This is a genomic window from Ensifer sesbaniae, from assembly GCF_013283665.1.
Taxonomy (GTDB): domain Bacteria; phylum Pseudomonadota; class Alphaproteobacteria; order Rhizobiales; family Rhizobiaceae; genus Ensifer; species Ensifer sesbaniae.
This window is the reverse complement of sequence record NZ_JABEKU010000001.1, coordinates 3,525,672-3,543,204: the sequence shown is the minus strand read 5'-3', so window position 1 is coordinate 3,543,204 and position 17,533 is coordinate 3,525,672. Positions and strand designations below refer to the sequence as shown.

9 protein-coding genes are annotated in these 17,533 nt (G+C 63.5%); 7 read left to right on the top strand and 2 right to left on the bottom strand.

What is annotated here, in order from left to right; genetic code table 11:
• Positions 1–1,401 carry a 2-oxoadipate dioxygenase/decarboxylase HglS gene (gene hglS / locus BHMPCIPO_RS17235; RefSeq protein WP_173517895.1) on the bottom strand — a complete coding sequence of 467 codons (1,401 nt, stop codon included), beginning with the start codon at positions 1,399–1,401 and terminating at the stop codon, positions 1–3.
• Between the two features lie 113 nt (positions 1,402–1,514).
• Here hglS and BHMPCIPO_RS17230 point away from each other — a divergent pair, with 113 nt between their 5' ends.
• The 6 genes from BHMPCIPO_RS17230 to BHMPCIPO_RS17205 all read left to right on the top strand — a co-directional run bounded on the left by BHMPCIPO_RS17230 (position 1,515) and on the right by BHMPCIPO_RS17205 (position 14,573).
• A complete protein-coding gene (locus BHMPCIPO_RS17230; protein ID WP_173517894.1) occupies positions 1,515–2,408 on the top strand; it encodes a LysR family transcriptional regulator in 894 nt (297 codons plus the stop codon).
• A 352-nt stretch (positions 2,409–2,760) separates the two neighbouring features.
• Positions 2,761–11,388 carry a cyclic beta-(1,2)-glucan synthase gene (gene ndvB / locus BHMPCIPO_RS17225; RefSeq protein ID WP_173517893.1) on the top strand — a complete coding sequence of 2,876 codons (8,628 nt, stop codon included), beginning with the start codon at positions 2,761–2,763 and terminating at the stop codon, positions 11,386–11,388.
• 368 nt (positions 11,389–11,756) lie between these two features.
• Positions 11,757–12,911 (top strand): OpgC family protein, encoded by a 1,155-nt coding sequence (locus tag BHMPCIPO_RS17220; RefSeq protein ID WP_173517892.1) that lies wholly within the window; start codon positions 11,757–11,759, stop codon positions 12,909–12,911.
• A 176-nt stretch (positions 12,912–13,087) separates the two neighbouring features.
• The gene (locus tag BHMPCIPO_RS17215) at positions 13,088–13,669 is read left to right on the top strand and encodes a TetR/AcrR family transcriptional regulator (protein ID WP_173517891.1); all 582 of its coding nucleotides are present in this window, start codon (positions 13,088–13,090) and stop codon (positions 13,667–13,669) included.
• Between the two features lie 13 nt (positions 13,670–13,682).
• Positions 13,683–13,949 carry a YciI family protein gene (locus BHMPCIPO_RS17210; protein WP_173517890.1) on the top strand — a complete coding sequence of 89 codons (267 nt, stop codon included), beginning with the start codon at positions 13,683–13,685 and terminating at the stop codon, positions 13,947–13,949.
• Positions 13,950–13,967: 18 nt separating this feature from the next.
• A complete protein-coding gene (locus BHMPCIPO_RS17205; protein WP_173517889.1) occupies positions 13,968–14,573 on the top strand; it encodes a DNA-3-methyladenine glycosylase I in 606 nt (201 codons plus the stop codon).
• 66 nt (positions 14,574–14,639) lie between these two features.
• On the opposite strand, the gene BHMPCIPO_RS17200 is transcribed toward BHMPCIPO_RS17205, so the two are convergent.
• Positions 14,640–16,397, bottom strand: a complete 1,758-nt coding sequence (locus BHMPCIPO_RS17200) for a glucan ABC transporter ATP-binding protein/ permease (protein WP_173517888.1) — start codon at positions 16,395–16,397, stop codon at positions 14,640–14,642.
• Positions 16,398–16,777: 380 nt separating this feature from the next.
• Here BHMPCIPO_RS17200 and BHMPCIPO_RS17195 point away from each other — a divergent pair, with 380 nt between their 5' ends.
• A complete protein-coding gene (locus tag BHMPCIPO_RS17195; protein ID WP_173517887.1) occupies positions 16,778–17,518 on the top strand; it encodes a helix-turn-helix transcriptional regulator in 741 nt (246 codons plus the stop codon).
• Positions 17,519–17,533 lie beyond the last annotated feature (15 nt).

The following is a 17,533-nucleotide window of genomic DNA, read 5'->3' as shown; positions in this document are numbered from 1 at the left end:
TCATTCCGCAGCGATCGCGCCGGTCAAGGCCTGGATGCAGCTTTCGATCGAAGCCTGCTCGATGCCGGCATAGTGGTCGAATTCGTTGAGCACGGTGGCGCCGAGATCGGCTTCAAAACGCTTCTGGTTGGGGCTGGCGATGAATTCCTGCTGGGCGCCGTCGCCGAGGTTCGACTGGAAGATGCCTGCGGCGCTGACCGGCAGGAAGTCTTCGTAGACGATCGCGTCGAACTGGACGAGGCCGTCGGTGATCAGCGCCTCGATGTCACGGGCCGGGGAAATGCCGGCCTTGCGGCCCTTCTCCGTCGGCGAATAGCTGAAATAGCCGAGGCCGGCTTCGCGGATACCTGCCCAGGTGTCGGGGAAAGGCTGGAACGCCTTGGCGAGTGCCGCTTCGTATTCGCGGGCATTCGAGCCGTCGGCCGCCGGGCGGACGATCTTGCGCGAGGCGTCGAGCAGCTCGTCGTAGAGCGCACGGCCCTTCGGCGTCAGCGCAATGCCGCGCTGTTCGATCTCGCCGAAGCGGGCGGTGTGCGAACCGGCCTTCCAGGTGCCGTCGGCATCCCTGAAGGAGACCGGCTCTTCCAGGGCCTTGAACGAGGTCTGGCGCAGGAGGATCGGGCACTTGCGGGTCGGCGGCCCCTCGACGACGGCTTTCGGGGCGATGGCGTATTCCGGCATCAGCGCCTGCACCTTGTCGATATCGAGCGTGCGCGGCGTCAGGTGGTTGATGTGCGGCCCCTTGAAGGAGACGACGTCGGCGATCAGGCGATGGGCGTCATGCAGGCGCTTATACATGTCGGCGCTGACATTGGCCTTGTCGTGCCAGCGGAAGGTTTCGAGCACTTCCGAGACGAAACGCTCGGCGTCCGCCTTGTCGAGGCCGCCGTCGCGCTCGGCCTTTTCCGTCAGCTCCACGGCGCCGGCGGTGAAGATCTGGCGCGCGGCGAGGATGACCTCGGCTTCGGCGCGCAGCGCTTCGTCGGCGATCAGGTCGAGGCGCAGCAGCGAGGTGAAGACGCGGAACGGGTTGCGCTTCAGCGCGGCCTCGCCGACCGGGCGGAAGGCGGTCGAATGGACGGGGACGCCGGCGGTCGACAGATCGTAGTAGCCGACCGGATACATGCCCATGACGGCGAAGACGCGGCGCATCATTGCGAGTTCGGCCGGCGTGCCCAGGCGGATCGCGCCGTGGCGCTCCTCGGAGATACGATCGAGCGAATCCGTGGCGTTCAGACGCTCCTTCAGGAGCGGGTCGGCGGCGAGCGTATCGTCGTTCACCTTGGCGACCAGTTCCATCAGCGTGCCATAGGCCGGCACCTCTTCGCGGTACATGACCGACATGGCTGCGGAAAAGGCCGAACGGATGTCGTCGGCGGATACGGAACTATTCTCTTTCACTGGGGCTCGCCTCGCGCTATGGGTGAAGGACAAGGTCATTCTCATTTCGGATCATATCCGATCGAACTGGCCATTGATCGCGTTGCTTCCGACTATGTTGATGCGAGGCTGGAATGAAGTTAAGCCGCAGGCTGGTTCCCGACGTGACGACGCTGCAGGCGTTCGAATGCGCGGCGCGACATGGCAGCTTCACGCAGGCCGCAGCCGAGCTGAACCTCACCCAAAGTGCCGTCAGTCGGCAGATCAAGGATCTCGAAAACCAACTCGGCGTGCTTCTATTCGAGCGCGTGCGCCAGCGGGTGATCCTGTCGGATGCCGGCCAAAAATTCCTGCCGGAGGTTCGGCGTCTCCTCAACCAGACCGAGGAACTGATGGTGCGCGCCATGGCCTCGGCCCGGGCGGACTCGACGCTGTCGATCGCCTCGCTGCCGACCTTCGGCAGCCGCTGGCTGGTGCCGCGCCTTCCCGATTTCCTCAAGCGCCATCCGGATACGGTGCTGAACATCGCCTCCCGTTCCGCGCCTTTCGATTTCGACGAACAGAACTTCGATCTCGCCATCCACTACGGCCAACCGGTCTGGGCGCGCGCCACCTGCAGCTATCTCTGCAGCGAGATCATCGTGCCCGCTGCAAGCCCCGCCCTCTTGGCGAACCATCCGGTCAAGACTCCCGAGGATCTCGTCGCCGGCCCGTTGCTGCACCTCGCCACGCGTCCCAAGCTCTGGGCGCAATGGTTCGAGGCGAACGACATGGACGGCCGCGGCGCCTATCGCGGCAACCGCTTCGACCAGTTCTCCATGGTGATCGAAGCGGCGACGGCGGGCCTCGGTTTTGCGCTGCTGCCACGTTACCTGATCGAACAGGAAATTGCCGCCGGCACGCTCAGCATCGTGCTCGACCGGCCGATGAAGACGGAAAACAGCTACTATCTCGCCGTGCCCGAGGGCAAACTCGAAAACCCCATCAGCCTGGCCTTCCGGGAGTGGATTACCGAGCAGGTAGGCTGACGGATTTTCTGCAAATCGAGGGAACCTTCCTCGCCGCTTCACGTTTCGCCTCGTCTGCCATCCGCGATGAAGCTTGAGAAGAGGGCAATTGAGAGAGCTGTATCGAAGTGCCATTGGGGGCGTGTTTAGCGGCCGGTTTCGGCTTGATTCGTCTGTGCGCAAATCGTCCAAACTTATATGAGCAATCCTTGCAAGCTGTTGGCACCACGGCTAAAAAATGCCATTTTCATGCATCACGCGGCCTTGAAAACCAATGCGCCGCCGGCTTTGCGATCTCCGATGCCCAGTCGAGGGCGGTGCCTGTTACCGCCAGTTCCCCACATGCGGGAATTGACGGTGGATGGGAGGACACATGACCGTGTCTAGCAACGCGCCGGCTCAGCCTGAATTCTCAGGTCCGCAGCCAACCCGGCAACCCAACGAGGACCGGGCCGATCAACCCCGGCTGGATTCAGAACCCGTACCCATGCAGCTTCAAACTACGCCGCCCACCTCTCCGCGCGAACCGGAAGCAAAGCAGATCGACTACAATGATTCGATCCGCGCCACCTTCTTCTCGATGGAGGACCTCCGGCAATGCGGCGAGGATCTCGCATTGAAGGGCGCTTCCGCGCTGCCGGGTTTCTTCCCGTTCGAGTTCCGCCCGCGGCATCGTGAAAACGAGAACGAGATCCTGCGCGTCTACCGGGCGACGGCCGCCGACGTGGAGGCCGGGGCGACGATAACGCCGGCCGCCGAGTGGCTGCTCGACAACCACCATGTCGTCGAAGAAGCGATCCAGGAAGTCCGGCGCGACTTCCCGCGCCGGTTCTATCGCCAGCTTCCGACGCTCCCGGTTTCGGGCACGGTGATTCCGCGCACCATGGCGCTCGCCTGGCTCTATGTCGCCCACACGCACAGCACGGTGACGCGAGAAAGCATCACGGCGATGGTCGAGGGCTTCCAGAAGCACGAGACCTTCAAGATCGGCGAACTTTGGGCGCTGCCGTCGATACTGCGCTTCGTGCTGATCGAAAATCTTCGCCGGATCGCCATCCGCGTCGAGCGCTCGCGCGGCATGCGCCGCAAGGCAAACGATGTCGCCGACCAGATCATCCGCCTGAACGATCCGGAAAAATGTCGGGCACTGCTGGCCGAGTCGGAAGCTCTGGCCGCCGACAACACCTTCGTCGCGCAACTGCTTTACCGCATGCGCGACGGCTCGCAGACTTCGGGCGCCGTCATCGGCTGGATCGAGGAGCAGCTCGAGAACCGCGGCAGCGACGTTGAGAACGCGCTGGTCGCGGAGCAGAACCGCCTGTCGTCCGGTAACGCGACGATGAGCAACATCATCCGCAGCCTGCGCGAAGTCGACGACACCGATTGGGCCGTCTGGTTCGAAAGCGTCAGCAAGATCGATGCGGCGCTGCGCGAGGGCTCCGACTATGCAGCGCTCGATTTCGGCTCGCGCAACAAGTATCGCGATACGATCGAGAAGCTGGCTCGCCGCTCCGGTCACAGCGAATACGAGGTGACGCAGATCGCCATCGAGATGGTGCGCGAGGCGGAGGCCGCGGCCGCGACCGAAGCGCCGCTGCAGGAGCCGAATGTCGGTTCCTTCCTCGTCGGCAAGCAGCGGAAGATGCTCGAGAAGAGGATCGGCTACCGACCCTCGCTGCTGCAGACGATCATCCGTATCAGCCGAAAGCTCGACTGGTTCGCGATCGCCGGACCGAACATCCTCTTGACCATCCTGGCGATGATCGCCGTCTTTTCCTTCGTCAGCCCGATGGACATTCCGAACGGCGCGAAGCTGATCATGCTGCTTCTTTTCGCGCTTCCGGCTTCGGAAGGCGCGATGGGCCTGTTCAACACGCTGGTGACGCTGTTCGTCAAACCATCGCGACTTGTCGGCTACGAATTCCTCGACGGGATTCCCGAGCATGCCCGCACCCTCGTCGTCGTGCCCTGCCTGATCGCCAAGCGCGACCATGTCGACGAACTCGTGCGTAATCTCGAGGTACATTATCTGGCCAATCCGCGTGGCGAGATCTACTTCGCGCTTTTGAGCGATTGGGCGGACAGCAAGGTGGAGGAGTCGAGCACCGATTCCGACGTGCTCGACTACGCCAAGCGCGAGATTGCCCAGCTTTCGGCGCGCTACGCCTATGACGGCAAGACGCGCTTCTACCTCCTGCATCGCCGCCGCCTGTTCAACGAACAGGAAGGCGTGTGGATGGGATGGGAGCGCAAGCGCGGCAAGCTGCACGAGCTGAACATGCTGCTTCGCGGCGACCGCGACACCTCATTCCTGCAGGGCGCCAACACGGTGCCGGACAACGTCCAGTACGTCATGACGCTCGATTCCGACACGCGCCTGATGCGCGATGCGGTGACGAAGCTCGTCGGCAAGATCTGCCATCCGATCAACCGCCCGGTGGTCGACCCTAAGACGCAGAAGGTAATCGCCGGCTACAGCCTGCTGCAGCCGCGCGTGACGCCGTCGCTGACCACGGGCAGCGAAGCCTCGGCCTTCCAACGCATCTTCTCGGCCAACCGCGGCATCGACCCCTATGTCTTCACCGTTTCCGACGTGTACCAGGACATCGCCGGCGAAGGCAGCTTCACCGGCAAGGGCCTCTACCATGTCGACGCCTTCGAGGCGGCGCTGAAGGGCCGGATCCAGGAAAACGCCGTTCTCAGCCACGACCTGCTCGAAGGCTCCTATGTGCGCTGCGCGCTGGTGACCGACGTCGAGCTCGTCGAGGATTTCCCGACCCGCTATGAGGTCGAGATGTCGCGCCAGCATCGCTGGGCGCGCGGCGACTGGCAGCTCCTGCCCTACATCTTCAACTTCTCGAACGGGCTGTCGATGCTCGGCCGCTGGAAGATGTATGATAACCTGCGCCGCTCGCTGATCCCGCTTGCCTGGCTCGTCGCCTCGGTCATGGGCTGGTACTATATGGAGCCGGCGGAAGCGTTGATCTGGCAGATCGTGCTGATCTTCAGCTTGTTCGTGGCTCCGACTCTGTCGCTGATCAACGGCCTCCTGCCGCGCCGCAACGACATTGTCGCTCGCGCCCACCTTCACGCCGTGCTCACCGAAATCCGTGCGGCCAATGCGCAAGTGGCGCTGCGCATCGTCTTCATTGCCCACAATGCGGCGATGATGGGTGACGCGATCGTGCGCTCGCTTTACCGCACCTTCGTCAGCGGCAAGCTGATGCTCGAATGGCGTACGGCGGCGCAGGTGCAGAGTGCCGGCCACGGCACGATCGGCGATTACTATCGCGCCATGTGGATCGCGCCGGCGCTTTCGGCGCTTTCGCTGGCACTTGCCGCGGTCTCCGACACCGGCCTGCCGTTCATCGGCATTCCCTTCGCGCTGCTCTGGGCGCTGTCGCCTGCCGTTGCCTGGTTCGTCAGCCAGTCGGCCGAAACCGAGGACCAGCTCGTCGTCTCCGACGAGGCAATCGACGAGATGCGCCTGATTGCGCGTCGCACCTGGCGTTATTTCGAGACCTTCGTCACCGCCGAGCAGCACTTCCTGCCGCCGGACAACTTCCAGGAAACGCCGCAGCCGGTTCTGGCCGAGCGCACCTCGCCGACCAATATCGGCGTCTACCTGCTGTCGGTGATGTCGGCGCGCGATTTCGGCTGGATCGGCTTCGAGGAGACGATCAACCGGCTGGAGCAGACGATCGCCACCATCGACCGGATGCCGAAGTATCGCGGCCATCTGTTCAACTGGTATCGGACGAACACGCTCGACACGATGGAGCCGCGCTACATCTCGTCGGTCGACAGCGGCAACCTTGCCGGTCACCTGATCGCCGTATCGTCGATGTGCCGCGACTGGGCCGAGGCCCCCTCGGCGCATGTCCAGGGCAGCCTGGACGGCATCGGCGACGTCGTCGCGATCCTCGAGGAGGTGCTGCGCGAGCTGCCCGACGACCGCAAGACGGTCCGGCCGCTGCGCCGCCTGATCGAGGAACGCATCGTCGGCTTCCAGAACGCTCTTGCTGCAGTCAAGCGCGAGCGCGAGTTCGCGTCGATCCGGGTGATCAACCTCGCCGTGCTGGCGCGCGACATGCACAAGCTCACCGTCAACCTCGACCATGAGGTGCGCACGCCGCAAAGCACGGAAGTGACGAAATGGGCAAACGCACTGGTCAGTACCTGTGAAGCCCATATTGCCGACGGTGTCTTCGACCTTAGTGCGATCGAATCGCTGCGCCAGCGCCTGCTGGTGCTGAAGGACCGCGCCCGCGACATCGCCTTCTCGATGGATTTCAGCTTCCTGTTCCGGCCGGAGCGGCGCCTGCTGTCGATCGGCTTCCGGGTCAACGCCAACGAACTCGACGAGGCCTGCTACGACCTTCTCGCCTCGGAAGCCCGTCTCACCAGCCTGTTTGCCATCGCCAAGGGCGACCTGCCGACCGAGCACTGGTACAAGCTCGGCCGTCCGATCGTGCCGATCGGCGCGCGCGGCGCGCTGATCTCCTGGTCGGGCTCGATGTTCGAATATCTGATGCCGCCGTTGGTCATGCAGGAGCGGCAGGGCGGCATCCTCAACCAGACCAACAATCTGGTGGTGAAGGAGCAGATCAACCACGGCCGCCGCCTCGGCACGCCCTGGGGCATTTCGGAAGCCGCGTTCAATGCGCGCGACCACGAACTCACCTACCAGTACACCAACTTCGGTGTGCCGACGCTCGGCCTGAAGCGCGGCCTCGGCCAGAACGCGGTCATCGCGCCCTACGCCTCGATCCTTGCCTGCATGTACGATCCGAAATCGGCGCTCGCCAACCTCGGCCGTCTGCGCGAGGTCGGCGCGCTCGGCGCCTACGGCTTCCACGATGCCGTCGACTTCACGCCGACGCGCGTGCCCGAAGGCCAGAAATGCGCGGTCGTGCGCAACTACTATGCGCACCACCATGGCATGTCGATCGCGGCCGTCGCCAACGTCGTCTTCAATGGCCGCCTGCGCGAGTGGTTCCACGCCGACCCGGTGATCGAGGCCGCCGAACTCTTGCTGCAGGAAAAGGCGCCGCGCGACATCCCGATCATGAATGCCAAGCGCGAGCCGGAATCGGTCGGCAAGGGCCAGGACGATCTCCTGCGTCCGGAAGTCCGCATCATCGAGAACCCGCTGGCGCAGGACCGTGAGACCGTGTTCCTCTCCAACGGTCACTACTCGATCATGCTGACTGCCAATGGTGCCGGTTACGCCCGCTGGAACGGCCAGTCCGTCACCCGCTGGAAGCCGGATCCGGTCGAGGACCGCACCGGAACCTTCATCTTCCTGCGCGACACGACCACCGGCGATTGGTGGTCGGCGACATCGGAGCCGCGCCGCGCCGCCCGCGAGAAGGTGCTGACCCGCTTCGGCGACGACAAGGCCGAATTCGTCAAGACGGTCGGCGATCTCACCAGCGAAGTGGAGTGCATCGTCGCCACCGAACACGACGCGGAAGGCCGCCGGGTCATCCTGCTCAATACCGGCGCCCAGGATCGTTTCATCGAAGTGACTTCCTATGCCGAGCCGGTGCTTTCGACCGACGAGGCCGACAGCGCGCATCCGGCCTTCTCGAAGATGTTCGTGCGCACGGAGATCAGCCGCCGTGGCGACGTCATCCGTGTCAGCCGCAACAAGCGCAGCGCCAGCGACCCGGACATGGAAGTGGCGCATCTCGTCACCGACAATGCCGGCAGCGATCGCCATACGGAAGCGGAGACCGACCGTCGCCGCTTCATCGGCCCGGGCCGGACGCTTGCCGAAGCGGCCGCCTTCGATACGGATGCGGTGCTTTCAGGAACCGATGGTTTTACCCTCGATCCGATCATGTCGCTGCGCCGCGTCGTCCGCGTGCCCGCCGGCAAGAAGGTCAGCGTCGTCTTCTGGACGATCGCTGCGCCGAACCGCGAGGAGGTCGATCGGGCGATCGACCGCTACCGCCATCCGGAGACCTTCAACCAGGAGCTCATCCACGCCTGGACCCGCAGCCAGGTGCAGATGCGCCATGTCGGCGTGACTTCGCAGGAGGCGGCGAGCTTCCAGATGCTCGGCCGCTATCTCGTCTATCCGGACATGCACCTGCGTGCCGATACGGCAACGGTGCAGGCTGGCCTCGACTCCCAGTCGAAGCTCTGGCCGCTGGCGATCTCGGGCGACTATCCGATCTTCTGCCTCCGCATCAACGACGACGGCGACCTCGGCATCGCGCGTGAAGCGCTACGCGCCCAGGAATACCTGCGTGCCCGCGGCATCACCGCCGACCTCGTCATCATCAACGAGCGGGCTTCGTCCTATGCGCAGGACATGCAGCACGCGCTGGACTTCATGTGCGAGAACCTCAGGCTTCGCGGTCTTTCGGACGGCCCGCGCCAACACATCTTCTCGGTGCGGCGCGACTTGATGGAGGCGGAGACCTGGTCGACGCTTCTGTCGGCTTCGCGCGCCGTGTTCCATGCCCGCAACGGCACGATCTCCGATCAGATCGCCCGCGCCAACTCGCTCTATTCGCCGGCGCCGGTGAAGGGCAGCGAGAAGACCACCGGGTTCGTCGGACCGCTGCTGGCCGCGCCGCAGGAGAAGACGGACGTTGCCCCGGCGGAAGTCAGGGGCGACGGCCTTTCCTTCTGGAACGGTTTCGGCGGCTTTGCCGAAGGCGGTCGCGAATACGTCGTGCGCCTGCGTGGCGGCGAAGCGACGCCGCAGCCCTGGATCAACGTGATCTCCAACGAGCAGTTCGGCTTCCACGTTTCGGCGGAAGGGGCGGCCTTTTCCTGGAGCCGCAACTCGCGCGATTACCAGTTGACGCCGTGGACGAACGACACGGTCATCAACCGCCCGGGCGAAGCGATCTTCATCCGCGACATGGAGAGTGGTTCGGTATCGACGCCCTATGCGTCGCTCTCGCGTCGCCGCTCCGTCGTCTTCGAAACCGCACATGGGCTCGGCTATTCGAGCTTCCGCAGCACCCAGGACGGCCTCGAGATCGAGGCAACCCATACGGTCCACCGCAGCCTGCCGGCAAAGCTCATCCGGGTCTCGATCCGGAACCGTGCCGCGACGGCACGGCGGTTGAGGCTCTACGGCTATAACGAGTGGGTGCTCGGCAACAACCGCGCCCGTTCGGCACCCTTCATCCTCTCGAAGTGGGACGAGGAGGCAGCCGCATTGGTCGCAACCAACCCCTATAGCATCGACTATGCCGGTCGGTTCGCCTTCTTCACTGTCGATGGCGGCCAGGCCGCCGGCTACACCGCGAGCCGCCGGGAGTTCCTCGGCTCGCTCGGCGGCATCCTCGTGCCGCAGGCGGTGCTTTCGGGCGCCGACCTCTCCGGCTCCGTCGACGTCGATGGCGATCCCTGCGCCGTCGTTGCGTCCGATCTGACGATCGAACCCGGCGCCGAGCGGCAGGTCACCTTCATTCTCGGCGATGCCGACAATGAGGATCAGCTTCGCGCCATCATCGGTGAGCTGCGCGAGACCGCCTTCGATACGGTGCTCGACGCGGCAAAGACGTTCTGGCGCGATTTGACCGATATCGTGAAGGTGGAAACGCCGGATCCGGCTTTCGACGCCATGATCAACCACTGGCTGCCCTACCAGAGCCTCGGTTGCCGCATCATGGCACGCTCCGCCTTCTATCAGGCGAGTGGTGCCTTCGGCTTCCGCGATCAGTTGCAGGACACGCTGGCCTTCCTGATCCACCGGCCGGAGCTTGCCCGGGCGCAGATCCTGAACGCCGCGGCCCGCCAGTTCGTCGAGGGTGACGTGCAGCACTGGTGGCTGCCGGGAACCGGCGCCGGCGTGCGCACGATGATCTCCGACGACGTCGTCTGGCTCGCCCATGCCGTCACGCATTACTGCTCGGTGACGGGCACATCCGACATCCTGTCGGAACAGATCGCCTTCATCAGCGGGCCGGCGCTCGAAGAGGGCCAGCACGACGCCTTCTACAAGCCGGAAATCTCCGAGGAGGTCGGCGACGTCTACGAGCATTGTGCTCGCGCGCTCGATCTCGCGATCAAGCGGACCGGCAAGAACGGCCTGCCGTTGATCCTCGGCGGCGACTGGAACGACGGCATGAACCGGGTCGGCGCTGCCGGCAAGGGCACCAGCACCTGGCTCGGCTGGTTCCTCGCGGGCACCCTGCGTGGCTTCCTCCCTTACGCGCGCGAGCGCAAGGACCAGACCCGCGTCACCCGCTGGGAGTCGCATCTCGAAACCCTGAAGAAGGCGCTCGATACCGCCGGCTGGGACGGCGACTACTATCGTCGCGGTTATTACGACGACGGAACACCGCTCGGCACGAGCGAGGCGCTCGAGTGCCGGATCGATTCGATCGGTCAGTCCTGGAGCGTGCTTTCGGGCGAAGGCGACGAGCAGCGCTCGCTCAAGGCGATGGACGCGGTCATGGCCGAACTCGTTGATCCAGATCAGCACATCGTCCGGCTGTTCACGCCGCCGCTCGAACGGACGTCGCAGGATCCGGGCTACATCAAGGCCTATCCGCCCGGCGTGCGCGAGAATGGCGGGCAATATACCCATGCGGCCACCTGGGTGGCGCTGGCCTTCGCCGAACAGGGCAGGGCCGAAGAGGCCTGGCGCGTCTTCCAGATGCTGAACCCGGTCTCGCATGCCGGAAGCCGGGAGGCGGCGGAGCACTACCGCGTCGAGCCCTATGTCGTCGCCGCCGACATCTATGGCGAAGGCGATCTCGCGGGACGCGGCGGCTGGACCTGGTATACCGGGTCGGCCGGTTGGCTCTATCGCGTCGGCATCGAGGGTATTCTCGGAATCCGCAGGCAGGGCGACAAGCTAGTCATCAGGCCGGTGCTGCCGGCGGCCTGGGATGGCTACTCCGCCGAGGTGACGCTCAACGGCGCGCGGCACAAGATTTCCGTGCAGCGCGACCAGAAAAGTGGCGAGCCGATCGTCAGCATAAACAATAGTGTCACAAAAAACGCGCATGAAGGCATTTTGCTGTAACTGCCGGCACTGAAGACAGGACGAGACCGGCTTTGTTCCCGCAAGGGCAAGGCCGGTTTTTTCTTTGCGGAGGTGTCGGCGGCACGATCTCGACGGGCGGGCGTCGTGCCTTGGAGCGTCGTGCGTTCGGACGAACGCACAAAGGACGCTCTAATACATTGAAGCTAGAGCGTCTTTTCCGCGTCCGGTGACTTCACGTGCGAGCGGGATGCTCTAGATCACCCCAGAGCGGGATGCGGGCGGGAAGCCGCTGCACATCGTCATCTCGCTCTCGTTCATGGTGCCGGGCATCACGCGACAAGGCGAGGTGTCGGTGCCCGTTTCAACAGGGATGGGGCAGGGGCGCCAAATCCTGGAAAACGGAGCGCATGCTGCAAAAGACATTTCAGGATGGCGTCACCCCGACGTCCGTCCGAATGGTTCCCAAGGAGCGTGACACACGCCTCGACGTGTTCAGGGCGCTGTGTCTGCTGACGATCTTCGTCAACCACGTTCCGGGACAGTATCTCGAATATCTGACGCACAAGAACTTCGGCTTTTCCGATTCCGCCGAAGCCTTCGTACTGATCTCCGGCCTGTCGGTCGGGATCGCCTATGGCGGAAAATTCGCCGCCGGCGGACGGCTGGCGACGACGCTGAAAATCTGGCGGCGGGCGCTGGCGCTTTACATCGCCCACATCATGACCAGCATCGTGACGCTGGCGATCTTCGCCGGCGGTGCGATCTATTTCGGCCGGCAGGACTTGATCGGCGAGATCAATATCCGTCCGATGGTGGAGCAGACCGAGCAGGGCATCGTCGCCATGGTGCTCTTGGGACACCAGCTCGGCTACAACAACATCCTGTCTATGTATGCGGCGCTGTTCTTGATGCTGCCGGGAATCCTCTGGCTGAACGGCGTCAGCAAGAAACTGCTGCTATTGCTGTCGGCCGCCCTGTGGCTGGCCGCAGGCATCTTCAAATTCGTGCCGTCGAACTTCCTTGACGAAGGCTATTGGTTCCTCAATCCCTGGTCCTGGCAGTTCCTGTTCGTCATCGGCATCGTCCTGATGACCTTCGTGCGTGGCGGTGGAACGCTGCCGCGATGGCGCTGGCTGTTCGTCCTTTGCTGCGCCTATCTCGCGGTCTCGGCTGTCTGGGTACTGTTCTCCTTCTGGAGCATAGACCTCTCCTTCGGTCTTCCAGCGGTGCTCACCGGCTTCGACAAGACCTTCCTGTCGGGACCGCGGTTGCTGCATGTGCTGGCGCTCGCCTATGTCATCGCCGTGACGCCTCGGATCAGCAACCTTGCCAAACTCGACAGCGATCATCCGCTCGCCGTGGTCGGGCGGCATTCGCTGCCGATCTTCATCTTCGGTACGATTCTGGCGATGTCCGGCCAGGTGCTGCTGTTCGTCACCGGGCGAAATCCGATCTTCGGCAGCTTGTTCGTGCTCGTTGGCATCGGGCTGCATTTCGCCTATGGCTATTATCTCGAATGGCTGCGCGGCATTGCCACGGCGAGGCCGCTGCGGGCGACGTGACCGTTCACCGCCGCTGTCCGCGCCGCTCTTCCCGCGCCGACGCCTCATGGCGTCGGCCGCGAAGCGAAGGACATGCAGTGACCAATGACCCGGCGCCTGCGACCTGTTCGAGCCCCATATTGACGCCCTAGGACAAATGTCCTAATAATTCCGGCCGAACGGAACGTCGCACATCCATGCCAATAGCATCCACTCGCAACCTGATCATCGAAAAGGCGGATGCCCTCTTTTACGAAGGTGGATTCGAGGCCACATCCTTTGCCGACATTGCGACCGCGGTAGGCATCTCGCGCGGGAATTTCTATCATCACTTCAAGACCAAGGACGACATACTCGATGCGGTGATCGTCCTTCGCATGGAGCGCACACGCGCGATGCTCGATGGCTGGCAAGCCGAGGGGGAAGGCCCGCGCGAGCGTATCCTCTCCTTCATCCACATGCTGATTGCCAACCGGGCGAAGATCATGGCCTTTGGCTGCCCGGTCGGGACGCTTTGCTCCGAGCTCGCCAAACTTGATCACGCGGCGCAGAAGCGGGCGACCGAAATCCTCGGCCTGTTCCGCGACTGGCTCGCCGGACAGTTTCATGCCCTCGGTGCCGGCGACCAGGCGGAGGCGCTGGCGCTGCATCTGCTCGCGTGGTCGCAGGGCGTGGCCGTCATGGCAACCGCTTTCCGCGACGAGGCATTCATTTGCAGCGAAGTCGCCGGGATCGAGCGCTGGATGGCGAACGCGACGAGCCTTTCCCACCCCGTTTGACCAAGGAGCACCGATGTTCGTTACCTTCCTGAAATTCGCGGAAAACCGCGCCGCTGCGCCCGAATTCATGGCGGCGCACAATGAGTGGATCGCACGCGGTTTCGCCGATGGCGTGTTCCTTTGCGTGGGATCTCTGCAGCAGGCTGCTGGGGGCGCGATTCTCGCTCATCAGGAAAGCCGGGCGGCCTATGACGCGCGCATAGCGGCCGACCCGTTCGTCGTCCAAGGGATCGTAACCGTTGAAACCTACGAAATCGACCCGGACCGTTGCTGCTCTTGATTTCCTGAAGGCGCCGGCATGAGCGGCAGCGTTATGGGGCTGGACGGCCGTCTTCGGTGCCGCTGGTGTATCGCAGCGCCCGAGTTTCTCGACTACCATGACAAGGAATGGGGCGTTCCGGTCGTGGACGACATCAGGTTGTTCGAGAAGCTTTGCCTCGAAAGCTTCCAATCGGGCCTGAGCTGGCGCACCATCCTCGCCAAACGTGAGAGTTTCCGGGCCGCTTTCGCCGGCTTCGATTTCCGCAAAGTGGCACTGTTCGATGAGGCCGATGTAACGCGGTTGATGGCGGATGCAGGTATCGTCCGGCACCGCGGCAAGATCGAGGCTGTCATCAATAATGCACGACGCGCCTGCGAGCTGGTCGAGGCTGAGGGCTCGCTTGCAGCATTCGTCTGGCGGTTCGAGCCGGTCGATGACGAGGCGCGGCCGCAAAGCCGCTCGACCTCACCTGCCTCGGAGGCATTGTCGAAGGAGCTGCGCAGGCGAGGCTGGAAATTCGTCGGCCCCATCACCGTCTATGCTTTCATGCAGGCGATGGGCCTGGTCAACGACCATGCGGAGGATTGCGTCATGCGATCCGAAGTCGATCGGGCGCGCGCGAATTTGCGTCGTCCGTCGTGACGGCCTTCCACAAAAAAACCCCGGGGTTATCCCGGGGCTTTCGTATCATCTGCAGCGCCTTGCGCCTTACGCGGCCGTATGGCTCATGCGGACGTCTTCGTCCGTCAGGATGCCGCTGGCGCGCAGCAGGGCTGCAAAGCGGCCGTTGCTCTGGCTGAGCTCGTTGAAGCCGCCCATTTCGACGATCCGGCCCTGATCCATGAAGATCACCAGGTCGGCCTCGCGCACCGTCGACAGGCGGTGAGCGATGATGAAGGTCGTGCGGTTCTTGCGCAGCGCATCGATCGCATCCTTGACGCGTGCTTCGGTTTCGACGTCGAGCGCACTGGTCGCCTCGTCGAGCACCAGAATCGGCGCATTCTTGAGGATGGCGCGGGCAATCGCCACACGCTGGCGTTCGCCGCCCGACAGGCGGTTGCCGCGCTCGCCGACGACCGTATCGTAACCATTGGTCCGGCTTTCGATGAAGTCGCATGCGGCTGCGGCTTCGGCCGCCGCCATGACTTCCTCGATCGTTGCGTCGTCACGGCCGAGGCGAATGTTGTCCTGGATCGAGCGGTTCATCAGGCCCGCATCCTGGAAGACTGTGGCGATCGAGCGGCGCAGCGACTTGCGCGTGACCTTCGAGATATCGTTGCCGTCGATCAGGATCTGGCCGTCACGCGGGTCGTGGACGCGCTGCAGCAGGTTGACGAGGGTCGTCTTGCCGGCCCCCGTCGGGCCGACGATGGCGACCGTCTGGCCAGCCTTGGCGGTGAAGGAGACGTTGTGCACGCCCTGGTTCGTGTTGGCAAAGTCGAAGGAGACGTTGCGGAACTCGACTTCACCGACGACGGGCGGCAGTTCGGTCGCACCCGCCGGCTCGTCGCGTTCGCGGACGGCGTCTTCGAGGTTGAAGAAGTCCTCGAGCTTGGCGCGGGCTTCGAAGATCTGCGTCACGAAGGCCTTCATCTGGTCGAGACGGCCGATCAGCAGGTTGGCAAAGCCGATGAAGGCGATGACTTCGCCGACGCCGAGCTCGCCGCGCTGTACCAGCACGGTACCGATGACGAGGATCGCCATCATCGAAATGGTGGAGGCGACGCGGTTCAGCGCGCTCGCCAGCGCCCACCAGTCGAGCACCGGGAACTGGGCGGAGATCAACCGCTCGGTGAACTTCTTCAGTTCGCGGGTTTCAGCCTCGATGCGGTTGTAGCTGTGCACGACCGAGACGTTGCTGATGGCGTCGGAGACGTGGGAGAAGACCGTATGGTAATGGTTCTCGACCGAGGCCTGGCCTTCCTTGGTGCGGGCCATGACAACCTTGCTGATCAGCACGTAGAGCGCGCCGAGCACGACGAGCACGAGCGAGAGGCGCACATCCATTGAAAAGGCGGTCGGAACGAGCAGCATGAGCGCCACGGCAGTCGCCAGGTGCTGGCGCATGAATTCGAGCCAGAGGCCGAAGAGGGTTTCGCAGGCGCGCAGCAGCGTGTGCAGCGCGTTGGACGTGCCGCGCTGGCTATGCCATGCGAGCGGCATGGAAACGATACGGCCGAAGGCTTCCGTCAGCAGCGTGGCGCGGCGGCCATGGGCCAGCCGGTCGGCCTCGCGGGCGACAAGCACGAAGGCGACGGTGTTGAACACGCCGAGACCTGCCCACATGAGCAGCATGGGCGTGACTTCGCCCTTTGACGAAATGGCGTCGATGATGCGCCCGAACAGGACCGGTTCGGCAATCGTGATGATGGCCAGAACGACGTTGGCGAGGACGATCGCCGAGACACGAAACTTGTGAGCCGCAAGATACTGGAGCGCTCTTGCATACACTTGGAACAATGACACTGTCTCACCCCTTCCGGGTACCGGATTTGGTGCCGCAGACTTTCCGCGGCGGATGCACCCGCGTCCTCGATGTACGGTTGGCGGGCCTTGGTCCACCGCAGTACATTCGGGGCCGCGCTGAGACGGTCTTAGGCGGCAAGGGAGGCCGTAGCCGGACATATGGACAGCCACTCGTTTTCCCGTTTCGCTCGTAACCGAAGCTTGGCGAGAATATTCATAGTCTGCTATCTATCGTGCCAACTCCGATTTCTTGCATATTTCGCATAAGACCGGGCGTGGTATGACGGATTATCGCGGGTGCAACATGAATGGTCGCTGAACGGTGCCTTTATGTCCGGATTCGGAAATGCGACCATATGCATCTACCTGGAAGGTGATCCATGAACATTACGCTGCTCGTACAGTTTCTCGCGCTTCTGGAGGAGATGAAGACTCGCGAGGAAATCATTCCGGAATTCGAGCGCCTGCTCGATCGCTGCGGCTTCGACTACTACGGCGTCGTCCGGCAACCGAAGCCGCATGACAATCCGCTGCGGCTGCTGCTCGCCGGTCGCTGGCCGGAAGGCTGGCCGCAGATCTATATCCGCAAGAAATTCGTGGTGATCGATCCGACCATCCGCTATCTCGGCCATGCGCAGCGAGGCTTTCGCTGGCGCGACACGCTGTTTGCCTTCCGCTCCGATCCGCATCGCAAGCGCATGGAAAGCATGATGATCGAGGCCCGCAACCACGGTCTCTACGATGGCTATATCTTCCCGGTGCACGGCCGGCGCGGCCTGCTCGGCAACCTGACGGTCGGTGGTCGTGTCGTCGAACTGAGCCCCGTCGAGATCAGCCTGTTCGATGCCATCGCCAAGCGGCTGTTCTGGAAGCTGCTGGAGCTGTCCGATCCCGAGGTCTCGGCCGAGCTCGGCTCGCGCGTCGAGGTACAGATGACGCGGCGCGAAATGGAAGCGCTGAACTATCTCGCCGACGGCATGACCTCGAACGACATCGGCAAGGTGCTCGACATATCGAGCCACACGGTCGACTGGTACATGAACGGTATCCAGGAGAAACTGAAGGGCAAGAACCGTCATCACGTCGTGGCGATCGCCTTCCGGCTCGGGCTGATCTCGTAAAGTCAAAGGCGTTCG

Bases quoted from the DNA above. Each gene is read 5' to 3' on its own strand.
- BHMPCIPO_RS17230 (WP_173517894.1), top strand. From the start codon at position 1,515: ATGAAGTTAAGCCGCAGGCTGGTTCCCGACGTGACGACGCTGCAGGCG.
- BHMPCIPO_RS17195 (WP_173517887.1), top strand. From the start codon at position 16,778: ATGAACATTACGCTGCTCGTACAGTTTCTCGCGCTTCTGGAGGAGATG.
- BHMPCIPO_RS17205 (WP_173517889.1), top strand. From the start codon at position 13,968: ATGAGCGGCAGCGTTATGGGGCTGGACGGCCGTCTTCGGTGCCGCTGG.
- BHMPCIPO_RS17210 (WP_173517890.1), top strand. From the start codon at position 13,683: ATGTTCGTTACCTTCCTGAAATTCGCGGAAAACCGCGCCGCTGCGCCC.
- BHMPCIPO_RS17215 (WP_173517891.1), top strand. From the start codon at position 13,088: ATGCCAATAGCATCCACTCGCAACCTGATCATCGAAAAGGCGGATGCC.
- ndvB (WP_173517893.1), top strand. From the start codon at position 2,761: ATGACCGTGTCTAGCAACGCGCCGGCTCAGCCTGAATTCTCAGGTCCG.
- BHMPCIPO_RS17220 (WP_173517892.1), top strand. From the start codon at position 11,757: ATGCTGCAAAAGACATTTCAGGATGGCGTCACCCCGACGTCCGTCCGA.